17 protein-coding genes are annotated in these 17,579 nt (G+C 60.7%); 7 read left to right on the forward strand and 10 right to left on the reverse strand.

The window, feature by feature from the left end; genetic code table 11:
* Positions 1-125: 125 nt before the first annotated feature.
* The 7 genes from V5E99_RS00635 to V5E99_RS00665 form a co-directional block, all read right to left on the reverse strand.
* The gene (locus tag V5E99_RS00635; protein ID WP_499800132.1) at positions 126-692 is read right to left on the reverse strand and encodes a GNAT family N-acetyltransferase; all 567 of its coding nucleotides are present in this window, start codon (positions 690-692) and stop codon (positions 126-128) included.
* A 148-nt stretch (positions 693-840) separates the two neighbouring features.
* Positions 841-1,611 carry an electron transfer flavoprotein subunit beta gene (etfB, locus tag V5E99_RS00640; RefSeq protein WP_054044216.1) on the reverse strand — a complete coding sequence of 257 codons (771 nt, stop codon included), beginning with the start codon at positions 1,609-1,611 and terminating at the stop codon, positions 841-843.
* Between the two features lie 15 nt (positions 1,612-1,626).
* Positions 1,627-2,847: an electron transfer flavoprotein subunit alpha gene (gene etfA, locus V5E99_RS00645; RefSeq protein ID WP_499800133.1), complete on the reverse strand. Its 1,221-nt coding sequence runs from the start codon at positions 2,845-2,847 to the stop codon at positions 1,627-1,629.
* Positions 2,847-4,796, reverse strand: a complete 1,950-nt coding sequence (gene dgcB / locus V5E99_RS00650) for a dimethylglycine demethylation protein DgcB (RefSeq protein WP_499800134.1) — start codon at positions 4,794-4,796, stop codon at positions 2,847-2,849. Before dgcB ends, etfA begins: the two co-directional genes overlap by 1 nt.
* A gap of 144 nt (positions 4,797-4,940) precedes the next feature.
* Positions 4,941-7,001 carry a dimethylglycine demethylation protein DgcA gene (gene dgcA / locus V5E99_RS00655; RefSeq protein ID WP_499800135.1) on the reverse strand — a complete coding sequence of 687 codons (2,061 nt, stop codon included), beginning with the start codon at positions 6,999-7,001 and terminating at the stop codon, positions 4,941-4,943.
* A gap of 15 nt (positions 7,002-7,016) precedes the next feature.
* Positions 7,017-7,538, reverse strand: coding sequence for a DUF5943 domain-containing protein (locus V5E99_RS00660; RefSeq protein ID WP_499800533.1), 522 nt, complete (start codon positions 7,536-7,538; stop codon positions 7,017-7,019).
* 86 nt (positions 7,539-7,624) lie between these two features.
* The gene (locus V5E99_RS00665) at positions 7,625-8,602 is read right to left on the reverse strand and encodes a dipeptidase (protein WP_499800137.1); all 978 of its coding nucleotides are present in this window, start codon (positions 8,600-8,602) and stop codon (positions 7,625-7,627) included.
* A 231-nt stretch (positions 8,603-8,833) separates the two neighbouring features.
* Here V5E99_RS00665 and V5E99_RS00670 point away from each other — a divergent pair, with 231 nt between their 5' ends.
* Positions 8,834-9,235 (forward strand): lysozyme inhibitor LprI family protein, encoded by a 402-nt coding sequence (locus V5E99_RS00670; protein ID WP_499800138.1) that lies wholly within the window; start codon positions 8,834-8,836, stop codon positions 9,233-9,235.
* Between the two features lie 4 nt (positions 9,236-9,239).
* Here the strand turns inward: V5E99_RS00670 and V5E99_RS00675 are convergent, their stop codons facing one another.
* Both V5E99_RS00675 and V5E99_RS00680 read right to left on the reverse strand, forming a co-directional pair.
* On the reverse strand, positions 9,240-10,478 hold the full coding sequence (locus V5E99_RS00675) for a type II toxin-antitoxin system HipA family toxin (protein ID WP_499800140.1): 1,239 nt from the start codon (positions 10,476-10,478) through the stop codon (positions 9,240-9,242).
* On the reverse strand, positions 10,475-10,771 hold the full coding sequence (locus V5E99_RS00680; RefSeq protein WP_499800142.1) for a helix-turn-helix domain-containing protein: 297 nt from the start codon (positions 10,769-10,771) through the stop codon (positions 10,475-10,477). The genes V5E99_RS00675 and V5E99_RS00680 overlap by 4 nt, the downstream gene beginning before the upstream one ends.
* A gap of 206 nt (positions 10,772-10,977) precedes the next feature.
* Between V5E99_RS00680 and V5E99_RS00685 the strand changes: the two genes are divergently transcribed.
* Positions 10,978-11,394, forward strand: coding sequence for a DUF3010 family protein (locus tag V5E99_RS00685; RefSeq protein ID WP_499800143.1), 417 nt, complete (start codon positions 10,978-10,980; stop codon positions 11,392-11,394).
* Positions 11,395-11,508: 114 nt separating this feature from the next.
* Here V5E99_RS00685 and V5E99_RS00690 read toward each other — a convergent pair whose 3' ends face one another.
* Positions 11,509-12,456 (reverse strand): GlxA family transcriptional regulator, encoded by a 948-nt coding sequence (locus V5E99_RS00690; protein WP_497655640.1) that lies wholly within the window; start codon positions 12,454-12,456, stop codon positions 11,509-11,511.
* A gap of 208 nt (positions 12,457-12,664) precedes the next feature.
* Here V5E99_RS00690 and choX point away from each other — a divergent pair, with 208 nt between their 5' ends.
* From choX to V5E99_RS00715, 5 genes are all read left to right on the forward strand, one after another.
* Positions 12,665-13,609, forward strand: a complete 945-nt coding sequence (choX, locus tag V5E99_RS00695) for a choline ABC transporter substrate-binding protein (RefSeq protein ID WP_499800144.1) — start codon at positions 12,665-12,667, stop codon at positions 13,607-13,609.
* A gap of 90 nt (positions 13,610-13,699) precedes the next feature.
* On the forward strand, positions 13,700-14,587 hold the full coding sequence (gene cdhC, locus V5E99_RS00700) for a 3-dehydrocarnitine:acetyl-CoA trimethylamine transferase CdhC (protein WP_499800145.1): 888 nt from the start codon (positions 13,700-13,702) through the stop codon (positions 14,585-14,587).
* A gap of 129 nt (positions 14,588-14,716) precedes the next feature.
* Positions 14,717-15,682 (forward strand): L-carnitine dehydrogenase, encoded by a 966-nt coding sequence (locus V5E99_RS00705; protein ID WP_213940288.1) that lies wholly within the window; start codon positions 14,717-14,719, stop codon positions 15,680-15,682.
* Between the two features lie 136 nt (positions 15,683-15,818).
* Entirely contained in the window at positions 15,819-16,295 is a 477-nt protein-coding gene (locus tag V5E99_RS00710) for a thioesterase family protein (RefSeq protein WP_499800146.1), read from the forward strand.
* 13 nt (positions 16,296-16,308) lie between these two features.
* Positions 16,309-17,472: a gamma-butyrobetaine dioxygenase gene (locus V5E99_RS00715; RefSeq protein ID WP_499800147.1), complete on the forward strand. Its 1,164-nt coding sequence runs from the start codon at positions 16,309-16,311 to the stop codon at positions 17,470-17,472.
* The last annotated feature ends 107 nt before the right edge of the window (positions 17,473-17,579 follow it).

The raw sequence follows: 17,579 nt of genomic DNA on the forward strand, positions 1-17,579 counted from the left end.
ATCTACATCGGAACAATGTGGGAGCGGGCTTGCTCGCGAAAGCGGTGTGTCAGACGACATTGATGGTGGATGTAATGGCCTCTTCGCGAGCAAGCCCGCTCCCACAGGGGGATTGGGCTAATTCTTTAAGGGCGGTACATCAAATAGGCCTCGCCGGTGACCCGAATCATCGGATGCGGTGTGATCTGGCAGGTGTCGACGATACGAAAGCCATGCCGTTGATAAAACCGACAGGCACCGGTATTCGCCGCGTAGTCGATCAGGCTCAAGCCGTTGAGCCCCAACTGATTGGCGCGATCATAGGCGTAGGCGAGGAATTGCTGGCCCAGGCCCTGATTGCGCCAGCCTTCGTGCAGCGCCAGGCTGGAAATGTAGAGCGTGTCAGGGATTTCCATCGTGGCATACGGCGCCAGAACCGGATCGGTGACCGGTGCGGCTTCAGGATCGTGGCGCATGACGTAGCTGTGCAGCATGCCAATGACCTGCCCTTCTGCCTCGGCGATCAGGCAGTTCTGCCAGGAGAAATCGACGTCATCCCGCGCGTAGCGACTGGCGCCGACGTCCAGCAGGTCCTGGCCGGGTTGCGCCAGTTGGCTCCAGATGTAATCCGAAGCGCCTTCCGATGAAATCTGAAACAAGCGAGCAATCTCCCGCGCATCCGAGCGCTGGGCCGAACGAAATTCAACAGACATTGGTATTCCCTTGTGAGAGCGAGCCTGTGCGCGAAGACAGCCTGCCAGACGATCCGGCCCAAATGTAGGAGCTGCCGAAGGCTGCGATCTTTTGATCTGGACCTTAAAAATCAAAGATCGCAGCCTTCGGCAGCTCCTACAAAAAGCGTTAGCGGACGACGCCTTCTTCGATCAACAACTTGAGGATGGCTTCCGCCCCGGCTTGTGCCGTCACACCTTTGAGCACCTGCCCACCGCCACCGCTGGCCTTGGCCGTCGCGGCTTTCATGCGGTCGGCACCGCTTTTGGCTTTGATCACTTTCAGGCGTTTTGGTCGGGGCTTGGCTGGTTGCAGGGTGGCGACCGCCAGCAGTTCATCGTCGATCACTTCGACTTCATCCGCCTGCAACACCCCGCGTCGGGCCGGACCGTAGGCGCTTTGCCGAGGCTTCGGCGCGGCGTTATCCACAGTCGCCAGAAACGGCAACCGCACTTTCAAGCGACGACGCTGGCCACGCGGCAAGGCTTGCAGCACCAGGGCCGAGTTGCCGTCGATGGATTCGACCTGCGCCAGCCCCACCACCAGCGGCCAGCCGAGGCTTTCCGCCAACAGGAACGGCAACATGCCCGAGCCTTCACCGGTTTCCGCCTGACTGCCGGTCAGCACGACTTGGGCGCCGGCATCACGCAAGTAAGCGGTCAACGCCGGCAGTGCATCGGCGCCTTCCGGTTGTTCCAGCACATGCAGTTGTTCCAGGCCCATGCCCAGGTAGGCACGCAACGCCGGTTCCGCGACGTCGCCGGCATGCAGCACTTGCAGGTTATCCCCAGCCAGTTGCAGACCCAGTTCCACGGCGCGCGCGTCCTGTTCGGCGCGGCGTGGCCGGCCGGAGGTCGGGTGGGCGCCGATGGACACCAGGCTGATGACGTTCGTACTCATGACCTTTTCCTTCCCTTAAGCCGCATCGCGCTTGGCGTCGTTGCGATAAGCCGCCATCGCATCGATCAAGGCTTGAAGAATCTCGGCACTCTCGCCGATCACCGACAGGTCGGCCCGTTTGATCATGTCGCAGCCAGGGTCGAGGTTGATCGCCACCACCTTGTCGCAGGCACCGATGCCTTGCAGGTGCTGGATCGCCCCGGAAATCCCCACGGCCACGTAGACCCGTGCGGTGACCCAGGTGCCGGACGCGCCGACCTGACGGTCGCGGGCCATGAACCCATCGTCCACCGCCACCCGGGACGCACCTTCGGTCGCGCCCAGCACTTCGGCGGTCCTGTGGAAAAGTCCCCAGTCCTTGACCCCGTTGCCGCCGGAGAAAATGAACTCGGCTTCGGCCATTGGAATCGCCGCCGGGTCCACCGCCACCGCGCCCAAATCCTCGATACGCGACAAGCTGCGCACCACGGCTGTGGATAACTCCACGGGCAAGGCCTCGTGACGGGTTTCGCTGACCGGTTCGGCGCACTCGACAGCCGCCAGAATCAAACGTGCAACCGGGCGCGCCAGGTCCTGCAGGCCAGCACCGGCGCGGCCGATGCACTCCTGATCCTTGACCTGCCAGACCCGCGTGGCCGGGCGTTCGCCCAGGGCGGCGGCAAAGCGCCGACCCAGTTCGCCACCGCCGCTGCGGCTGTCCGGCAGCAACCAGTGACGCGGGTTGAACTGGTTATCCACAGCCCGCAGGCCCTGGACCCGTTGTTCCGGTGCATAACCGCTGAATTGATCGCCATCGAGCACCAGCAGGCGATCGACGCCGGCGGTGGCGAAAGCGCTTTCCTTGTGTTCGCCAAAGACCACGGCCAATACCGCACCGTCCTTGCCGGCCAGTTGATGAGCGAGACCGAGCAAGTCGCGGTCGTGGCTGCTCAAGCGGCCACCGACCATGTCCGGCACCACGCTGATGTAAAACGCCGGTGCCGGCACTTGATGCAGCGGCAATTGCACCTCAACGGCGGCCGAGCGTTTGGTCGCCCCGCCCTGCTGGGCGCCACTGCGGTCGATGCGTTTGATGCCGTTGGGGCCGATAAAACCGATGCCATGCAAGTTTTTGCGGATGACGCCGTTCGGCCCCATCCAGCTGTGTTGCGCCGGTTGCATCGCCGCGTGTAGCGGGTGCAGCCGGTTACGCGCAATCCATTCGGCGCGGGGGTCGCGGCGGATAATGTCGCTCATCAGTGGGCCTCCGCAGGTTCACGTTTGGCCGGGGTGGTCGGCTTGCTCGGTGCAGCGTCTTCGAGCAATGCGTCGGCCACCAGTTCGGCGATGTCCTTGATCAGCGGACGGGGTTCGACCACGCCTTCGAGCATCGCGGTGCATTGCGGGCAGCCCACGGCCACCAGTTCGGCGCCGGTTTCGCGGATGTCGTCCATGCGCATGTCGGGGATACGTTGCTTGCCCGGAATGTCAGTGATCGGCGCACCGCCACCGCCGCCGCAGCAGCGCGAACGGAAACCGGAACGTTGCATTTCCTTCACTTCGATCCCGAGGGCGCGCAGCACTTCACGGGGTGCTTCGTATTCGCCGTTGTAGCGGCCGAGGTAGCACGGGTCGTGATAGGTCACGCTGCTGCCTTTGTGCTGGCCGAGATTGAGCGCGCCCGCGCCAATGATTTCCGCCATGTAGGTGCTGTGGTGCTGCACGAGGTAGTTGCCGTCAAAAGCGCCGTACTCGTTTTTCAGCACGTGGAAACTGTGTGGGTCGCAGGTGACGATGCGGTTGAAGCTGTATTTGGCCAGGGTCTGGATGTTGCGCTTGGCCAACAACTGGAACGTCGCTTCATCGCCCAGGCGTCGGGCCACGTCACCACTGTCGCGCTCTTCGAGACCGAGCACCGCGAAGTCGACCTTGGCCGCTTTCAGCACTTTGACGAAGGCGCGCAAGGTGCGCTGGTTGCGCATATCGAAGGCACCGTCGCCAACCCAGAACAGCACGTCGACCGACTTCTTCTCGCTCATCAGATTCAGGTTCAAATCCGCCGCCCAGTTCATCCGCCCACCCGGCGCAAAACCGCCCGGGTTGTCGGTGGCGATCAGGTTTTCCAGGACTTCGGCGCCTTTGTTCGGGGTCGCGCCTTTTTCCAGGGTCAGATGGCGGCGCATGTCGACGATGGCATCGACGTGCTCGATCATCATCGGGCATTCCTCGACGCAGGCGCGGCAGGTGGTGCAGGACCAGAGGGTTTCGGCGTCGACCAGACCGTTGACGATCGGTTGATGCGGATTACCGGCGTGTTCACCGATGGCCTTGCCGGGATACGGACTGCCGGCGAACTTGGCGTCGGTGCCGCCAGCCAGGCCGACCACCATGTCCTGAATCAGTTTTTTCGGGTTCAGCGGTTGGCCGGCGGCGAACGCCGGGCACGCCGCTTCGCATTTACCGCACTGCACGCAGGCGTCGAAGCCGAGCAATTGGTTCCAGGTGAAATCCTTGGGTTTTTCCACCCCCAGCGGCGCGGTCGGGTCGTTGAGATCCAGCGGTTTCAAACCGGTGGAACGGCCGCCGTTAAAACGTTCGGCGCGACGGTGCCACGCCAGGTGTAGCGCACCGGCAAAGGCGTGCTTCATCGGCCCGCCCCAGGTCATGCCGAAGAATAATTCGCTGACGCCCCACAACACACCAACGCCAAGAATCGCCGCCAGCAGCCAACCGCCGAAGTTTTCCGGGAGGATGCCGGCGACCGGCAGAGTCACGAGGAAGAACGACGCGGAAAATGCCAGCAAGCTCTTCGGCAGGCGCATCCAAGGGCCTTTGGACAACCGCGCTGGCGGGTTGCGCCGACGCAGATAGACGAAGATCGCGCCGACAAACATCACGGCGGTCATCAGCAACAGTGCGTAGCCGAGGAAGCGGTTATGCAGGCCGAAACCGTGGACCAGAATCGCCAGCACGATGGACGCAACCGCACCACCGGCCGTGGCCACGTGGGTGTTGGCGATGTATTTGTCCCGCGCGACGACGTGGTGCAAGTCGACCATGTAGCGCTTGGGCATGGCCAGCAGGCCACCGATCAGGTCGACTTTCGAAGCCCGGCCCCGGCGCCACATAGCCACCCGCCGCAACGCGCCCAGGACACCCAGGCCCAGGGCAGCGAACAGCAGGATTGGAAGAAGGGTGTTCAACATGGTGAAGCTCCCACCAGTACATCTTGGAGAAACGCGGTCGATGTAGGAGCTGCCGCAGGCTGCGATCTTTTGATCTGGACCTTAAAAAACAAAGTCAAAAGATCGCAGCCTGCGGCAGCTCCTACACAGGGGGTTTAGCCTGGCTTAGAAATCCTTGCACAACCGCAGGGCGTCGTAGATCGCCGCGTGGGTATTGCGCTGGGCCACGCAGTCGCCGATGCGGAACAGCAAGTAGCCGTCACCGGTTTGGCTCAACGATGGCTGCGGCTTGATCGCGAACAGGGCTTCGATGTCCATCTGGCCTTTGTTGCGCGACGCTTCCTTCAGCGCGTAATAGATTTCTTCGTCCGGACGCACGCCGTTTTCGACGACGACCTGGTCCACCACCCGCTCCTCTTTGGCGCCGGTGTATTCGTTTTCCAGCACCGCCACCAACTTGTCGCCTTCGCGGTAGACCTTCTCCAGCATCATGTCGCCGGTCATGATCACTTCTTTCGGGTACATGCTGCGGTAGTAGGTCGGGAACGACGTACCGCCAATCGCCACGCCCGGCTTGATGTCGTCGGTGACGATCTCGACCTGGCTGCCCTTGTCGGCGAGAAAGTCCGCGGTGGACATCCCGGTGAACTCGCAAATGGTGTCGTAGACCAACACGTTCTTGCCCGGCGCAACCTTGCCGTCAAGGATGTCCCAGCTGCTGACCACCAGGCCTTCCGCCGCGCCCCAGTGTTCGTTCTGCTCCAGGAACGGATGACCGCCAACGGCGAGCACCACGACATCCGGACGCAGGTCGAGAATGGTCGCTGCATCAGCCGCCACGCCCAGGCGCAGATCGACTTTCAGACGGGCCAACTCCAGTTGGAACCAGCGAGTGATCCCGGCGATCTGGTCCCGTTGCGGGGCTTTCGAGGCGGTGGTGATCTGCCCGCCGATAAATTCTTTTTTCTCGAACAGGGTCACGTCGTGGCCACGTTCGGCGGAGACGCGAGCCGCTTCCATCCCGGCAGGACCGGCCCCCACCACCACGACTTTGCGTTTCACACCGGTCGATTTCTCGATGATGTGCGGCACGCCCATGTATTCACGGGAGGTCGCGGCGTTCTGGATGCACAGCACGTCCAGGCCCTGGTATTGACGGTCGATGCAGTAGTTGGCGCCGACGCATTGTTTGATCTGGTCCACCTGGCCCATTTTGATCTTGGCGATCAGGTGCGGGTCGGCGATGTGGGCGCGGGTCATGCCGACCATGTCCACGTAGCCACCTTCCAGAATCCGTGTGGCCTGGTTCGGGTCCTTGATGTTCTGCGCGTGCAGCACCGGAGCCTTCACCACTTCCTTGATACCGGCAGCCAAATGCAGGAATGGCTCCGGTGGATAACTCATGTTCGGAATAACGTTGGCCAGGGTGTTGTGGGTGTCGCAACCCGAGCCGACCACGCCGATAAAGTCGATCATGCCGGTGTCGTCGTAGTACTTGGCGATCTGCTTCATGTCTTCGTGGGACAAGCCGTCCGGGTGGAACTCGTCACCGCACAGACGGATGCCGACGCAGAAATCGTCGCCGACTTCCTTGCGCACAGCCTTCAACACTTCCAGGCCGAAACGCATGCGGTTCTCGAAACTGCCGCCCCATTCGTCGGTGCGTTTGTTGACCCGAGGGCTCCAGAACTGGTCGATCATGTGCTGGTGCACCGCCGACAGTTCGACGCCATCGAGGCCACCGGCCTTGGCCCGCGCCGCAGCGCTGGCGTAGTTGCCGATCACCCGCCAGATTTCTTCCGGCTCGATGGTTTTGCAGGTCGCACGGTGCACCGGTTCACGGATGCCCGACGGCGACAGCAGGGTTGGCCAGTGCTCGCCGTCCCAACGGGAGCGACGGCCCATGTGGGTAATCTGGATCATGATCTTGGCGCCATGCTTGTGCATGGCATCGGCCAGGTTCTGGAAGTGCGGAATGATCCGGTCGTCGGCCAGGTTGACCGATTTCCACCAGCCTTGCGGGCTGTCGATGGCCACGCTGGAGGAACCACCGCAAATCGCCAGGCCGATCCCGCCCTTGGCTTTCTCTTCGTAATACTTGACGTACCGGTCGGTGGTCATGCCGCCGTCGGTGGCATAAACCTCGGCGTGCGCGGTGCTGAGCACGCGGTTACGGATGGTCAGTTTGCCGATCTGGATCGGCTGGAACATTGCTTCGAAAGCCATGGCGGGGTCCTCGACTTACAACGGCTTGACGGTGAACAAACCGTCGTCGTGGCCTTCTTCGGAGCCACCGTAGACTTGCTCGGCAACGGTGCGGATCTTGCTGCCGCGAGCCTCAAGAATCTGGTCCATGGCACCGGCAAACCAACCGGTGAACATGTAGTCGACCTTGCGCCCGACCTTGCCGTACACGTAGACGAACGCCGAGTGTTCGAGCTTGACGCTGGCGGTGCCTTTGTCGAGGTCGATGTCCTGGATCTTGAACAGGCCCCAGCCGCGCTGCGACAGGCGCTTCATGTAGTGCTCGAACACCGCGACGCCTTCCAGGCCGTGGCATTCGGCTTCTTTTTCACACCAGTGCCAGGCGGATTTGTAGCCGGCCTTGTAGAGGATTTCGGCGTAGGCGTCGGCGCCCAGTACTTCCTCGATGCCCATGTGGTTATTCACGAAGAAGTGACGTGGCACGTACAGCATTGGCAGGGCGTCGGAGGTCCAGACACCGGTTTCGCTGTCGACTTCGATTGGCAATTGCGGGGCGATTTTGGCCATGGAAACTTAACTCCAGAAAAATTGGGGTGTTGCCCCCGGCGCGGACGGCCGGGGGAAAGGATTCGGAATGCGGTGGCTTACTCGCCCCAGACGTCCTTGAGGACGTTGACCCAGTTCTCGCCCATGATCTTGCGCACGACTCGCTCGGAGTGACCGCGCTTGAGCAGGGTTTCGGTCAGGTTCGGGAACTCGCCAACGGTGCGGATGCCCAGCGGGTTGATGATCTTGCCGAAGCTGGTCAGACGGCGGGCGTAGCCCTTGTCGTGGGTCAGCATTTCAAAGAAATCCTGACCGTGACCCTGGGTGAAATCGGTGCCGATGCCGATGGCGTCTTCGCCGACGATGTTCATGGTGTATTCGATGGCTTCGGCGTAATCGTCGATGGTCGAATCGATGCCCTTGGCCAGGAACGGCGCGAACATGGTCACGCCGACGAAACCGCCGTGGTCGGCAATGAACTTCAGTTCTTCATCGGACTTGTTGCGCGGGTGTTCTTTGAGACCCGACGGCAGACAGTGGGAGTAGCAGACGGGCTTCTTGGATTCGAGGATGACTTCTTCGGACGTCTTGGAACCCACGTGGGACAGGTCGCACATGATGCCGACGCGGTTCATCTCGGCAACGATTTCGCGACCGAAACCCGACAGGCCGCCATCACGCTCGTAGCAACCGGTGCCGACGAGGTTCTGGGTGTTGTAGCACATCTGCACCACGCCAACGCCGAGCTGCTTGAAGATCTCGACATAGCCGAGCTGATCTTCAAAGGCATGGGCGTTCTGGAAACCGAAGATGATCCCGGTCTTGCCCTGCTCTTTGGCTTTGCGGATGTCAGCGGTGGTTTTCACCGGGATCACCAGGTCGCTGTTCTCGCGGATCAGCTTCTGGCTCGCGGCGATGTTGTTGATCGTGGCCTGGAAGCCTTCCCACACCGACACTGTGCAGTTGGCTGCGGTCAGACCGCCCTTGCGCATGTCTTCGAACAGGTCGCGGTTCCACTTGGCGATAATCAGCCCGTCGATAACGATGCTGTCGGCGTGCAATTCGGCTGGGCTCATCAGGCAGTCCCCTATTAGCGATTCATGCGCCGAATCGTGTGCCGGCGCTTTGGGGCCAGCATATGCCTGAGCACCGGGGCAGCCGGGTGCAAAAACGACAGGGGGTTTGCCGAAAGCGTCAATCTGCGACAAAGGGTCGTCGCCGTGCCTCTTCTGCTAGCTGTTCAACGTCGCCCGCTTGGGCCAGAATTCGGCGCATTACTGGATGCTTACTGGATTTAGGGCGGCGCAATGAAATCGATCTTCCTGGCTTTGGCACTGATAGCGACCGGCGTACAGGCGGCTGAAGAGTCCGACAACAACCCCTGCGATGCGGTCGAAAACGACGTCCAGACCCTGGAATGCTCGGCCTACAGCAGAACCACTGCTGAACAATTGCTCAAAGACAACTTTCAAGGCCTGAACGAGCGCCTGCAGTCGGTTTACGGCAAAAACAAGGCGCAATTGAGCGACATCACCGAAAAGCTCAAGGTCGCTCAGCAGCAATGGCTGAAGACTCGGGATGCGGATTGCGCGGTGGAAGCCTTCCCGGCGACGAGCGGTAGCAAGGCGTTCACCATTGCGCAGAATGATTGTGTGGCGCGGATGAGTGATGAAAGGTCGGAGTTTTTGGAGTCGATTTCGCAGGAGTGAGGTGCTAGAGCGATTGCCACACTGACTCAAGAACCGTCAGCAGCTTCTGGCTCTGCGTTTTATCGACCCCCAGATCAGCGCAACAGCTGCCCCATTCTGAAAAGGCATCCAGCGTCTGCTCAATGTAGCTTTCGGGCTCTAGAAAGCTGAAAGGTCTGCACACCTCAATGAGGGCCTTGCGTGAGGGCTTGCCTCTGCCGGCGAATGCCGTGGTGTGCTCGTTACCGCGTCCGCCGGTGCTGGAAAACGTCAGGTCGTAAGCGGGGGCCATTTTCCAGCCCTGCGGACCGCCGAAAAAAGAGAAGTTTTTCGCGTGGTCGTCACGATTGTGAGCAAAGGCATTGAAGACCATCAGCCGAGCCATTTTCTCGACCTCGGTCGCATCCCGGGCCATTGCCCACGTCGCTCTTAGCAAATCACTGTAATCAAGGCTTGGCGCACGGAAGTCGGCGTACAAAATGGCCGCAGCGGTGAGCATATGGCGTTTGAAACCGGGCTCTCGATCAAAGCGCTTCGTGGCGAAGAATTGCTCTGTGCCCTTGGCGGTTTCCACCTGAAACAGTTGCGACTCGGACATCTCAACCCCGGCCCTACGCGCCATCAACGCGTACGCCTGCTCGATCGCACCACTATCGCGATGTTCTTCTTCGCTGCGAAATTTGATCAGCCAATGCTCATAACCCTTAGGCATCTGACCGAATGACGAAACGGCGCGGCGCAGGTCTGGCGAAAGACCAATAACCGCCTTGGGGCGGGCACCACCGGGGGAGCCACCTGCGAGTCGCAACGACGTGATGACTTCGTCGGGGCTGCCGGAAAGAATGATTTGTGAGGCTTCATAGAGCGCCGCCAGATCAAGCTCGTCATCTGCGTCAACGGTTTCGAACATCGGAACATACTCAAGCGCTCCCATACTTCGATTGCCCATATACGCAAGACGATCCAGCGGGCCAATTGCGTGGCGCTCAACGCCCAACTGACTGCGAAAGAACCGATCCATCAACAGCAAGCCCCAGCCATCCGGCAAAGAGTCGCTGAAAGCACCGTGCAAGCCGTCAAACAACGCGACATCAGCGGCTTTCTGCGGGCTGATCGAAAAATCCATATGAAACGGGGCCAGGTTGAAGCCTTTCGCCAACCAACCCGGGTCGTAGGAGAAAAAAAGGCCTTGGCGAGGAATCGCGACCAACTCGCCGACTCTCGACTCCTGAAGCATGACGCTGAGCGCTTTGACGGATTTCATTGTCGGCCACGAGCCCTTTCGTAGTTTTTCAGTTCCTGGAGCGTTAGTGACGGGGTTGAGGCAAACAAATTTGTCAGCGGCTCCTCAGCGCCCAGGCAAATCGCGATAAGCAACAACCCATCGAGCGAAATCTTGCCTGTGGTTTCAAAACGCTTGATGTTCGACTCCGGCACACCGGACTTTTGCGCGAGAGTCCTGCGCGAGAGGTTTTTGCTGAGTCTCAAACGTTTGGCATTCCCGGCGATCTGAGAGGCGATTTCTTCGGGGGAGTAGAGAATATGGGTAAGGGCCACGTTTCTACCTCAGTAGGAGTGTGAGCAAGTGTAGCAGCACTATGTATATCTCATTTTTATGAGCCAATATTTAGCCTATTAATGCAGATAAATTCATATAAAAGACAATATATATACCTTTAATACACACCACATCAACTACCGTTTCCTGCATACCCCACCTTGAGCTGTAAGCTGTCGGCCATCAGCTCGTTAAGGAATCTCCAATGAAAATCTGCGGCATCGAAATCAAAGGCAGCGAAGCGATCATCGCCGTGGCCTCCCTCGACGGTCAGGCCCTGAGCCACGTCGCCCTGGCCACCAAGAAAATCGCCCTGGGCGATGACGACGAAGCGGCTAACGTCAAAGTCTTCGCCGCCCAGGTCGCATCGTTTGTGCGCGAGAACGCCATTGACCGGATTGCGATCAAGAAGCGCAGCAAGAAAGGCGAGTTTGCCGGTGGGCCGACCACGTTCAAGATCGAGGGCGTTTTTCAGTTGCTGGAGAATTGCGAGGTGACGCTGCTGTCGCCGCAGACCATCAATGCCCAGGCCAAGAAGCACAATTTCGAACTGCCGGGGACGTTGAACAAGTATCAGCATGAGGCTTATAAAGCGGCGTGTTCCGGGCTGATGAAGAAGTAACGTCATATAACCTGTAGGAGCGAGGCTTGCCCGCGAAGAGGCCGGCACATTCAACATCAATGTTGCCAGACACACCGCCTTCGCGGGCAAGCCTTGCTCCTACAAGGGCCGTGCTCAGGCCTTTTGGCTTTGCCGGCGATCCTCACGCGGACACCGCTCAAACCGTGCCCGATAACTGCGGGTGAAATACGACGGCGATTCAAACCCGCACGCAATGCTCACTTCCAGCACGCTCATATCGGTCTGACGCAACAACTGCCGCGCCTTTTCCAGGCGTAATCGCAGGTAGAAATTGCTCGGGGTGTCGTTCAAATGCAGGCGAAACAGCCGCTCCAACTGTCGCCGCGTCACTTTGATCGACTCTGCCAATTCCAGCGTACTCAGCGGCGGTTCGCTGTGTTGTTCCATCTCGCCGATCACGTGAACAAGCTTCTTGTTGCTGATGCCATAACGCGTGGCGACTTCCATGCGCTGGTGGTCTTTGCGCGGGCGGATGCGCCCGAGCACGAATTGTTCGCTGACCTGGATTGCCAGTTCCGGACCGTGGGCCTGGCCGATCAGGTCGAGCATCAGGTCGATGGACGCGGTGCCGCCCGCCGAGGTGATGCGCCGGCGGTCGATCTCGAACAGCTCCTGGGTGACGCTGAGCTGTGGATAAGACTCCTTGAACGCGTCGATGGCTTCCCAGTGCAGGGTCAGGCGATGGCCGTCGAGCAGGCCGGCTTCGGCGAGGACGAAGCTGCCGGTGTCGATGGCGCCGAGGGTCACGCCTTCGTTGTCCAGTCGGCGCAGCCAGTGTTCCAGCGCGGGCGTGGCGAATTTCAAGGGTTCGAAACCAGCCACGACCAATAGCGTCGCGCCTTTTTTCAGCGGTTCCAGCGCCGCGTCGGCGTTGACCGACATGCCGTTACTGGCCAACACCGCCCCGCCATCAGCGCTCAGCACATGCCAGCGATAGAGCTCGCCGCGAAAGCGATTGGCGACCCGCAGCGGCTCGATGGCCGAGATAAAACCGATGGCCGAGAAACCCGGCATCAACATGAAGTAGAAATCCTGGGACATGGAGCGCACTCGACTGGCTGGTAACGAGAGGCGGGAAGCGTGTGGACGTTGATACGCCAGTTGTCGACGGCATTCAAGAGCTCAGGTCGCTGCAGTGCAAGAGCTGGTCGCCGCAGTGCGCTTTGCCGGGGGCTTAGCTGCGTAACTTGGCATCACCGGCGCACGAAGACACCGGGACCCACAATAACGACCTGCCGAGGAACCCACCATGAAACGACTGATCAGCAGCTGTGTTCTTGCACTCAGCGGTACCGCTTTATTGAGCGCCAGTGTCATGGCCGCCGAACCTGCCGCGTGCCAGAACGTGCGCATGGGCGTAGTGAACTGGACCGACGTGATCGCCACCAGCGCCATGACCCAGGTCTTGCTCGATGGCCTCGGCTACAACACCAAACAAACCAGCGCCTCCCAGCAAATCATCTTCGCCGGGATTCGCGACCAGCGCCTGGACCTGTTCCTCGGCTACTGGAACCCGCTGATGACCCAGACCATCACCCCGTTCGTCGATGGCAAGCAGGTCAAAGTCCTCGAAGCGCCGAGCCTCAAAGACGCCCGCGCGACCCTCGCCGTACCGACTTACCTGGCCGACAAAGGCCTGAAAACCTTCGCCGACATCGCCAAGTTCGAAAAAGAACTGGGCGGCAAGATCTACGGCATCGAGCCAGGCTCGGGCGCCAATACCCAGATCAAGGCAATGATCGCCAAGAATCAGTTTGGCCTCGGCAAATTCCAACTGGTCGAGTCCAGTGAGGCCGGGATGCTCGCGGCGGTGGATCGCGCCGTGCGCCGCAACGAAGCCGTGGTGTTCTTCGGCTGGGCGCCGCACCCGATGAACGTCAACGTGAAAATGACCTACCTCACCGGTAGCGACGACGCCCTGGGCCCGAACGAAGGCATGGCCACGGTCTGGACCGTCACCTCGCCGAACTACGCGCAGCAATGCCCGAACATCGGTCGCCTGCTGAGCAACCTGACCTACAGCGCCGAAGACGAGAGCCGGATGATGCAGCCGCTGCTGGATCACAAGGACGCCTTCGAATCGGCCAAGCAATGGCTCAAGGATCACCCGCAAGACAAGCAGCGCTGGCTCGAAGGTGTGACCACGTTCGATGGCAAACCGGCCGCTGAAAACCTGCAACTGACCAGTAAATAAACCCGACATAAACCACCGAATCGCAGCCCTGCATGGGCTGCGGACGGCTAAATCACGCCTGCCACACCCATAAAGAACAGGAATCGCCTCATGAACCACGACGTCATCATCACCTGCGCACTCACCGGTGCTGGCGACACGACCGCCAGAAGCCCACACGTGCCGGTCACCCCGAAACAAATCGCTGCGGCCGCCGTGGAAGCCGCCAAGGCTGGCGCCACCGTGGTCCACTGCCACGTTCGCGACCCCGAAACCGGCAAATTCAGCCGTGACGTGGCGCTGTACCGCGAAGTGATGGAGCGCATCCGCGAGGCGGACGTGGACATCATCGTCAACCTCACCGCCGGCATGGGCGGCGACCTGGAAATCGGCGCAGGCGAGAACCCGATGGAGTTCGGCCCGAACACTGACCTGGTCGGCCCGTTGACCCGCCTGGCCCACGTTGAAGAACTGCTGCCGGAAATCTGCACCCTCGATTGCGGCACCCTGAACTTCGGCGATGGCGACACGATTTACGTGTCCACCCCGGCGCAGTTGCGCGCTGGCGCCAAACGCATTCAAGAGCTGGGCGTGAAGGCCGAGCTGGAAATCTTCGACACCGGTCACCTGTGGTTCGCCAAGCAGATGATCAAGGAAGGCCTGCTCGACAACCCGCTGTTCCAGCTGTGCCTAGGCATCCCGTGGGGCGCGCCGGCCGACACCACCACCATGAAAGCCATGGTCGACAACCTGCCGGCCGACGCGGTCTGGGCCGGGTTCGGCATCGGTCGCATGCAAATGCCGATGGCCGCCCAAGCGGTGCTGCTCGGCGGCAACGTGCGGGTCGGGCTGGAAGACAACCTGTGGCTGGACAAAGGCGTACTGGCGACCAACGGTCAACTGGTCGAACGCGCCAGCGAAATCCTCAGCTGCCTCGGCGCTCGCGTCATGACGCCAGCGGAAGGCCGGGCAAAAATGGGCCTGACCAAGCGCGGCTGACCTCACTCATACCCCCCGTAGGAGCTGCCGCAGGCTGCGATCTTTTGACTTTGATTTTTAAAAACAAGATCAAAAGATCGCAGCCTGCGGCAGCTCCTACAGGTCATCGAAATTCTTTAGGAAGACGCCATGAGCTTTATCACCGAAATCAAAACCTTCGCCGCGCTGGGCAGCGGTGTCATCGGCAGCGGCTGGGTCTCCCGCGCCCTCGCCCATGGCCTCGACGTGGTGGCCTGGGACCCGGCGCCCGGTGCCGAAGCCGCCCTGCGCAAGCGGGTCGCCAATGCCTGGGGCGCGCTGGAAAAACAAGGCCTGGCGCCCGGCGCTTCGCAAGATCGCCTGCGCTTTGTCGCAACCATTGAAGAATGTGTGCGCGACGCCGATTTCATCCAGGAAAGCGCCCCGGAACGCCTGGAGCTGAAACTGGAACTGCACGCAAAAATCAGCGCGGCGGCCAAGCCCAACGCACTGATCGGCTCCAGCACCTCGGGGCTGTTGCCGAGCGAGTTCTACGAAGGTTCGACCCACCCGGAACGTTGCGTGGTCGGGCATCCGTTCAACCCGGTTTACCTGTTGCCATTGGTGGAAGTGGTCGGCGGCAAGAACACCGCGCCTGAAGCCATCCAAGCGGCAATCAAAGTCTACGAATCCTTAGGGATGCGTCCGCTGCATGTGCGCAAAGAAGTGCCGGGGTTTATCGCCGACCGTTTGCTCGAAGCGCTGTGGCGCGAGGCGCTGCACCTGGTCAACGATGGCGTGGCGACCACCGGTGAAATCGATGATGCAATTCGCTTTGGCGCCGGTCTGCGCTGGTCGTTCATGGGCACGTTTTTGACCTACACCCTGGCGGGCGGTGATGCCGGGATGCGGCACTTCATGGCGCAGTTCGGCCCGGCGTTGCAGTTGCCGTGGACGTACCTGCCGGCGCCGGAGCTGACCGACAAGCTGATTGACGATGTGGTCGATGGCACCAGCGATCAGTTGGGCACCCACAGTATTTCGGCGCTGGAACGCTATCGTGATGATTGCCTGCTCGCGGTGCTGGAAGCGGTGAAAACCACCAAAGAGAAGCACGGGATGGCGTTTGCCGACTAAGCGCCGCTAGCCCCTGTAGGAGCGAGGCTTGCCCGCGAAGAGGCCGGTACATCCGACGGATCTCTTGCGGCAGGAATACCGTCTTCGCGGGCAAGCCTCGCTCCTACAGGTTTCAACCATTTTCGGATGTGACGACATGCCCACCCTCACCACCTACCAAACCAGAATCATCCCCGACTGGGTCGACTACAACGGCCACTTGCGCGATGCCTTCTACCTGCTGATTTTCAGCTACGCCACCGACGCGCTGATGGATCGGCTCGGCATGGACAGCAACAACCGCGAAGCCAGCGGCAACTCGTTGTTCACCCTCGAACTGCACCTCAACTACCTGCACGAAGTGAAGCTCGACGCCGACGTCGAAGTGCACACGCAAATCATCGCCCACGACAGCAAACGCCTGCACCTCTACCACAGCCTGCACCTGGTGGGCGGTGACAAGGAACTGGCCGGCAACGAGCAAATGCTGCTGCACGTCGATCTCGCCGGGCCGCGTTCGGCACCGTTCAGCGAAGAAACCCTGAGCAAGCTGCACGCCATCGTCGCCGAGCAAACGGACCTGCCAACCCCTGAATACATTGGCCGAGTGATCGCATTACCCCCAAAAAAATAACTAGGAGATCGCCATGAACACCGCCGCCGCTGTTGCCGACTTCCGTACTTATCCGTTGATCAGCGCGTTGACCGGCGTGCAGCCGCTGGCGGATCGCGTCCTGGTGAAATGGGCTGACGGTCGCGTCAGCCCCTTTCATCACCAATGGCTGCGGGACAACTGCCCGTGCCCGCTGTGCGTCTACACCGTAACCCGCGAGCAAGTGCTGGAAATCGTCGATGTCGCTGACGACCTGACAGCACTTCAGGCCCGTATCGATGCCGACGGCAGTCTGTGTATCGAATGGCAGGACGGCCACCTCAGCCGCTTCGATCCGGGCTGGTTGCGGGCCCATGCCTATGACGACGAGTCCCGCGCCGAGCGTCAGGCCGCCAAGCCAAAATCCAGGCTGTGGAACAGTGAACTGAAGCTGCCGGTGTTCGAGTATCAAGCGCTGATGGACGACAACCATGCCTTGCTGCAATGGCTGCTGGCGGTGCGGGATATCGGCCTGACGCAGGTACGGGGCGTGCCCACCGAAACCGGCTCGTTGAAGCTGATCGCCCAGCGGATTTCCTTCATCCGCGAGAGCAATTTCGGCGTGCTGTTCAACGTGCAATCCAAGGCCGATGCCGACAGCAATGCCTACACCGCTTTCAACCTGCCGCTGCACAGCGACCTGCCGACCCGGGAGTTGCAACCGGGGCTGCAATTCCTGCATTGCCTGGTCAATGACGCCGAGGGTGGCGAGAGTATTTTCGTCGACGGTTTTGCCATTGCCGAGGCGCTGCGGGTGGAGAGCCCGGAGTCGTTCAAGGCCCTGTGTGAACTCCCCGTGGAGTTCCGCAACAAGGACCGCCACAGCGACTACCGCTGCCTGGCGCCGATCATTGCATTGGATGCGTTGGGGCAGGTGTCGGAAATCCGCATGGCGAACTTTCTGCGCGGGCCGTTCGATGCCTCGGTGGAAAACATGCCCACGCTGTACCGCGCCTACCGCCGCTTTATTGCGATGACCCGCGAGGCGCGATTCCGGGTGATGACGCGGCTCAATCCCGGCGAGTTGTGGTGTTTCGACAACCGCCGCACCCTCCACGCCCGCAACGCCTTCGACCCCGCCACCGGTGCCCGGCATTTCCAGGGCTGTTATGTGGATCGGGATGAGTTGTTGTCGCGGATTTTGGTGTTGCAGCGTTAGACCGATAAAGATCGCAGCCGTCGGCAGCGCCTACAGGAAGCGCCTGCATCCATGATGTCGCAGGTGCACGTAACCCCTGTAGGAGCTGCCGAAGGCTGCGATCTTTT

This window comes from Janthinobacterium sp. LPB2021202312-11-4, from assembly GCF_037049705.1.
In the GTDB taxonomy this organism is placed as follows: domain Bacteria; phylum Pseudomonadota; class Gammaproteobacteria; order Pseudomonadales; family Pseudomonadaceae; genus Aquipseudomonas.

Coding starts and splice junctions, on each gene's coding strand:
- V5E99_RS00635 (WP_499800132.1), bottom strand. CDS start 692: ATGTCTGTTGAATTTCGTTCGGCCCAGCGCTCGGATGCGCGGGAGATT.
- choX (WP_499800144.1), top strand. CDS start 12,665: ATGAAACGACTGATCAGCAGCTGTGTTCTTGCACTCAGCGGTACCGCT.
- V5E99_RS00665 (WP_499800137.1), bottom strand. CDS start 8,602: ATGAGCCCAGCCGAATTGCACGCCGACAGCATCGTTATCGACGGGCTG.
- V5E99_RS00690 (WP_497655640.1), bottom strand. CDS start 12,456: ATGTCCCAGGATTTCTACTTCATGTTGATGCCGGGTTTCTCGGCCATC.
- cdhC (WP_499800145.1), top strand. CDS start 13,700: ATGAACCACGACGTCATCATCACCTGCGCACTCACCGGTGCTGGCGAC.
- V5E99_RS00670 (WP_499800138.1), top strand. CDS start 8,834: ATGAAATCGATCTTCCTGGCTTTGGCACTGATAGCGACCGGCGTACAG.
- V5E99_RS00715 (WP_499800147.1), top strand. CDS start 16,309: ATGAACACCGCCGCCGCTGTTGCCGACTTCCGTACTTATCCGTTGATC.
- V5E99_RS00710 (WP_499800146.1), top strand. CDS start 15,819: ATGCCCACCCTCACCACCTACCAAACCAGAATCATCCCCGACTGGGTC.
- dgcB (WP_499800134.1), bottom strand. CDS start 4,796: ATGTTGAACACCCTTCTTCCAATCCTGCTGTTCGCTGCCCTGGGCCTG.
- etfB (WP_054044216.1), bottom strand. CDS start 1,611: ATGAGTACGAACGTCATCAGCCTGGTGTCCATCGGCGCCCACCCGACC.
- dgcA (WP_499800135.1), bottom strand. CDS start 7,001: ATGGCTTTCGAAGCAATGTTCCAGCCGATCCAGATCGGCAAACTGACC.
- V5E99_RS00705 (WP_213940288.1), top strand. CDS start 14,717: ATGAGCTTTATCACCGAAATCAAAACCTTCGCCGCGCTGGGCAGCGGT.
- V5E99_RS00685 (WP_499800143.1), top strand. CDS start 10,978: ATGAAAATCTGCGGCATCGAAATCAAAGGCAGCGAAGCGATCATCGCC.
- etfA (WP_499800133.1), bottom strand. CDS start 2,847: ATGAGCGACATTATCCGCCGCGACCCCCGCGCCGAATGGATTGCGCGT.
- V5E99_RS00675 (WP_499800140.1), bottom strand. CDS start 10,478: ATGAAATCCGTCAAAGCGCTCAGCGTCATGCTTCAGGAGTCGAGAGTC.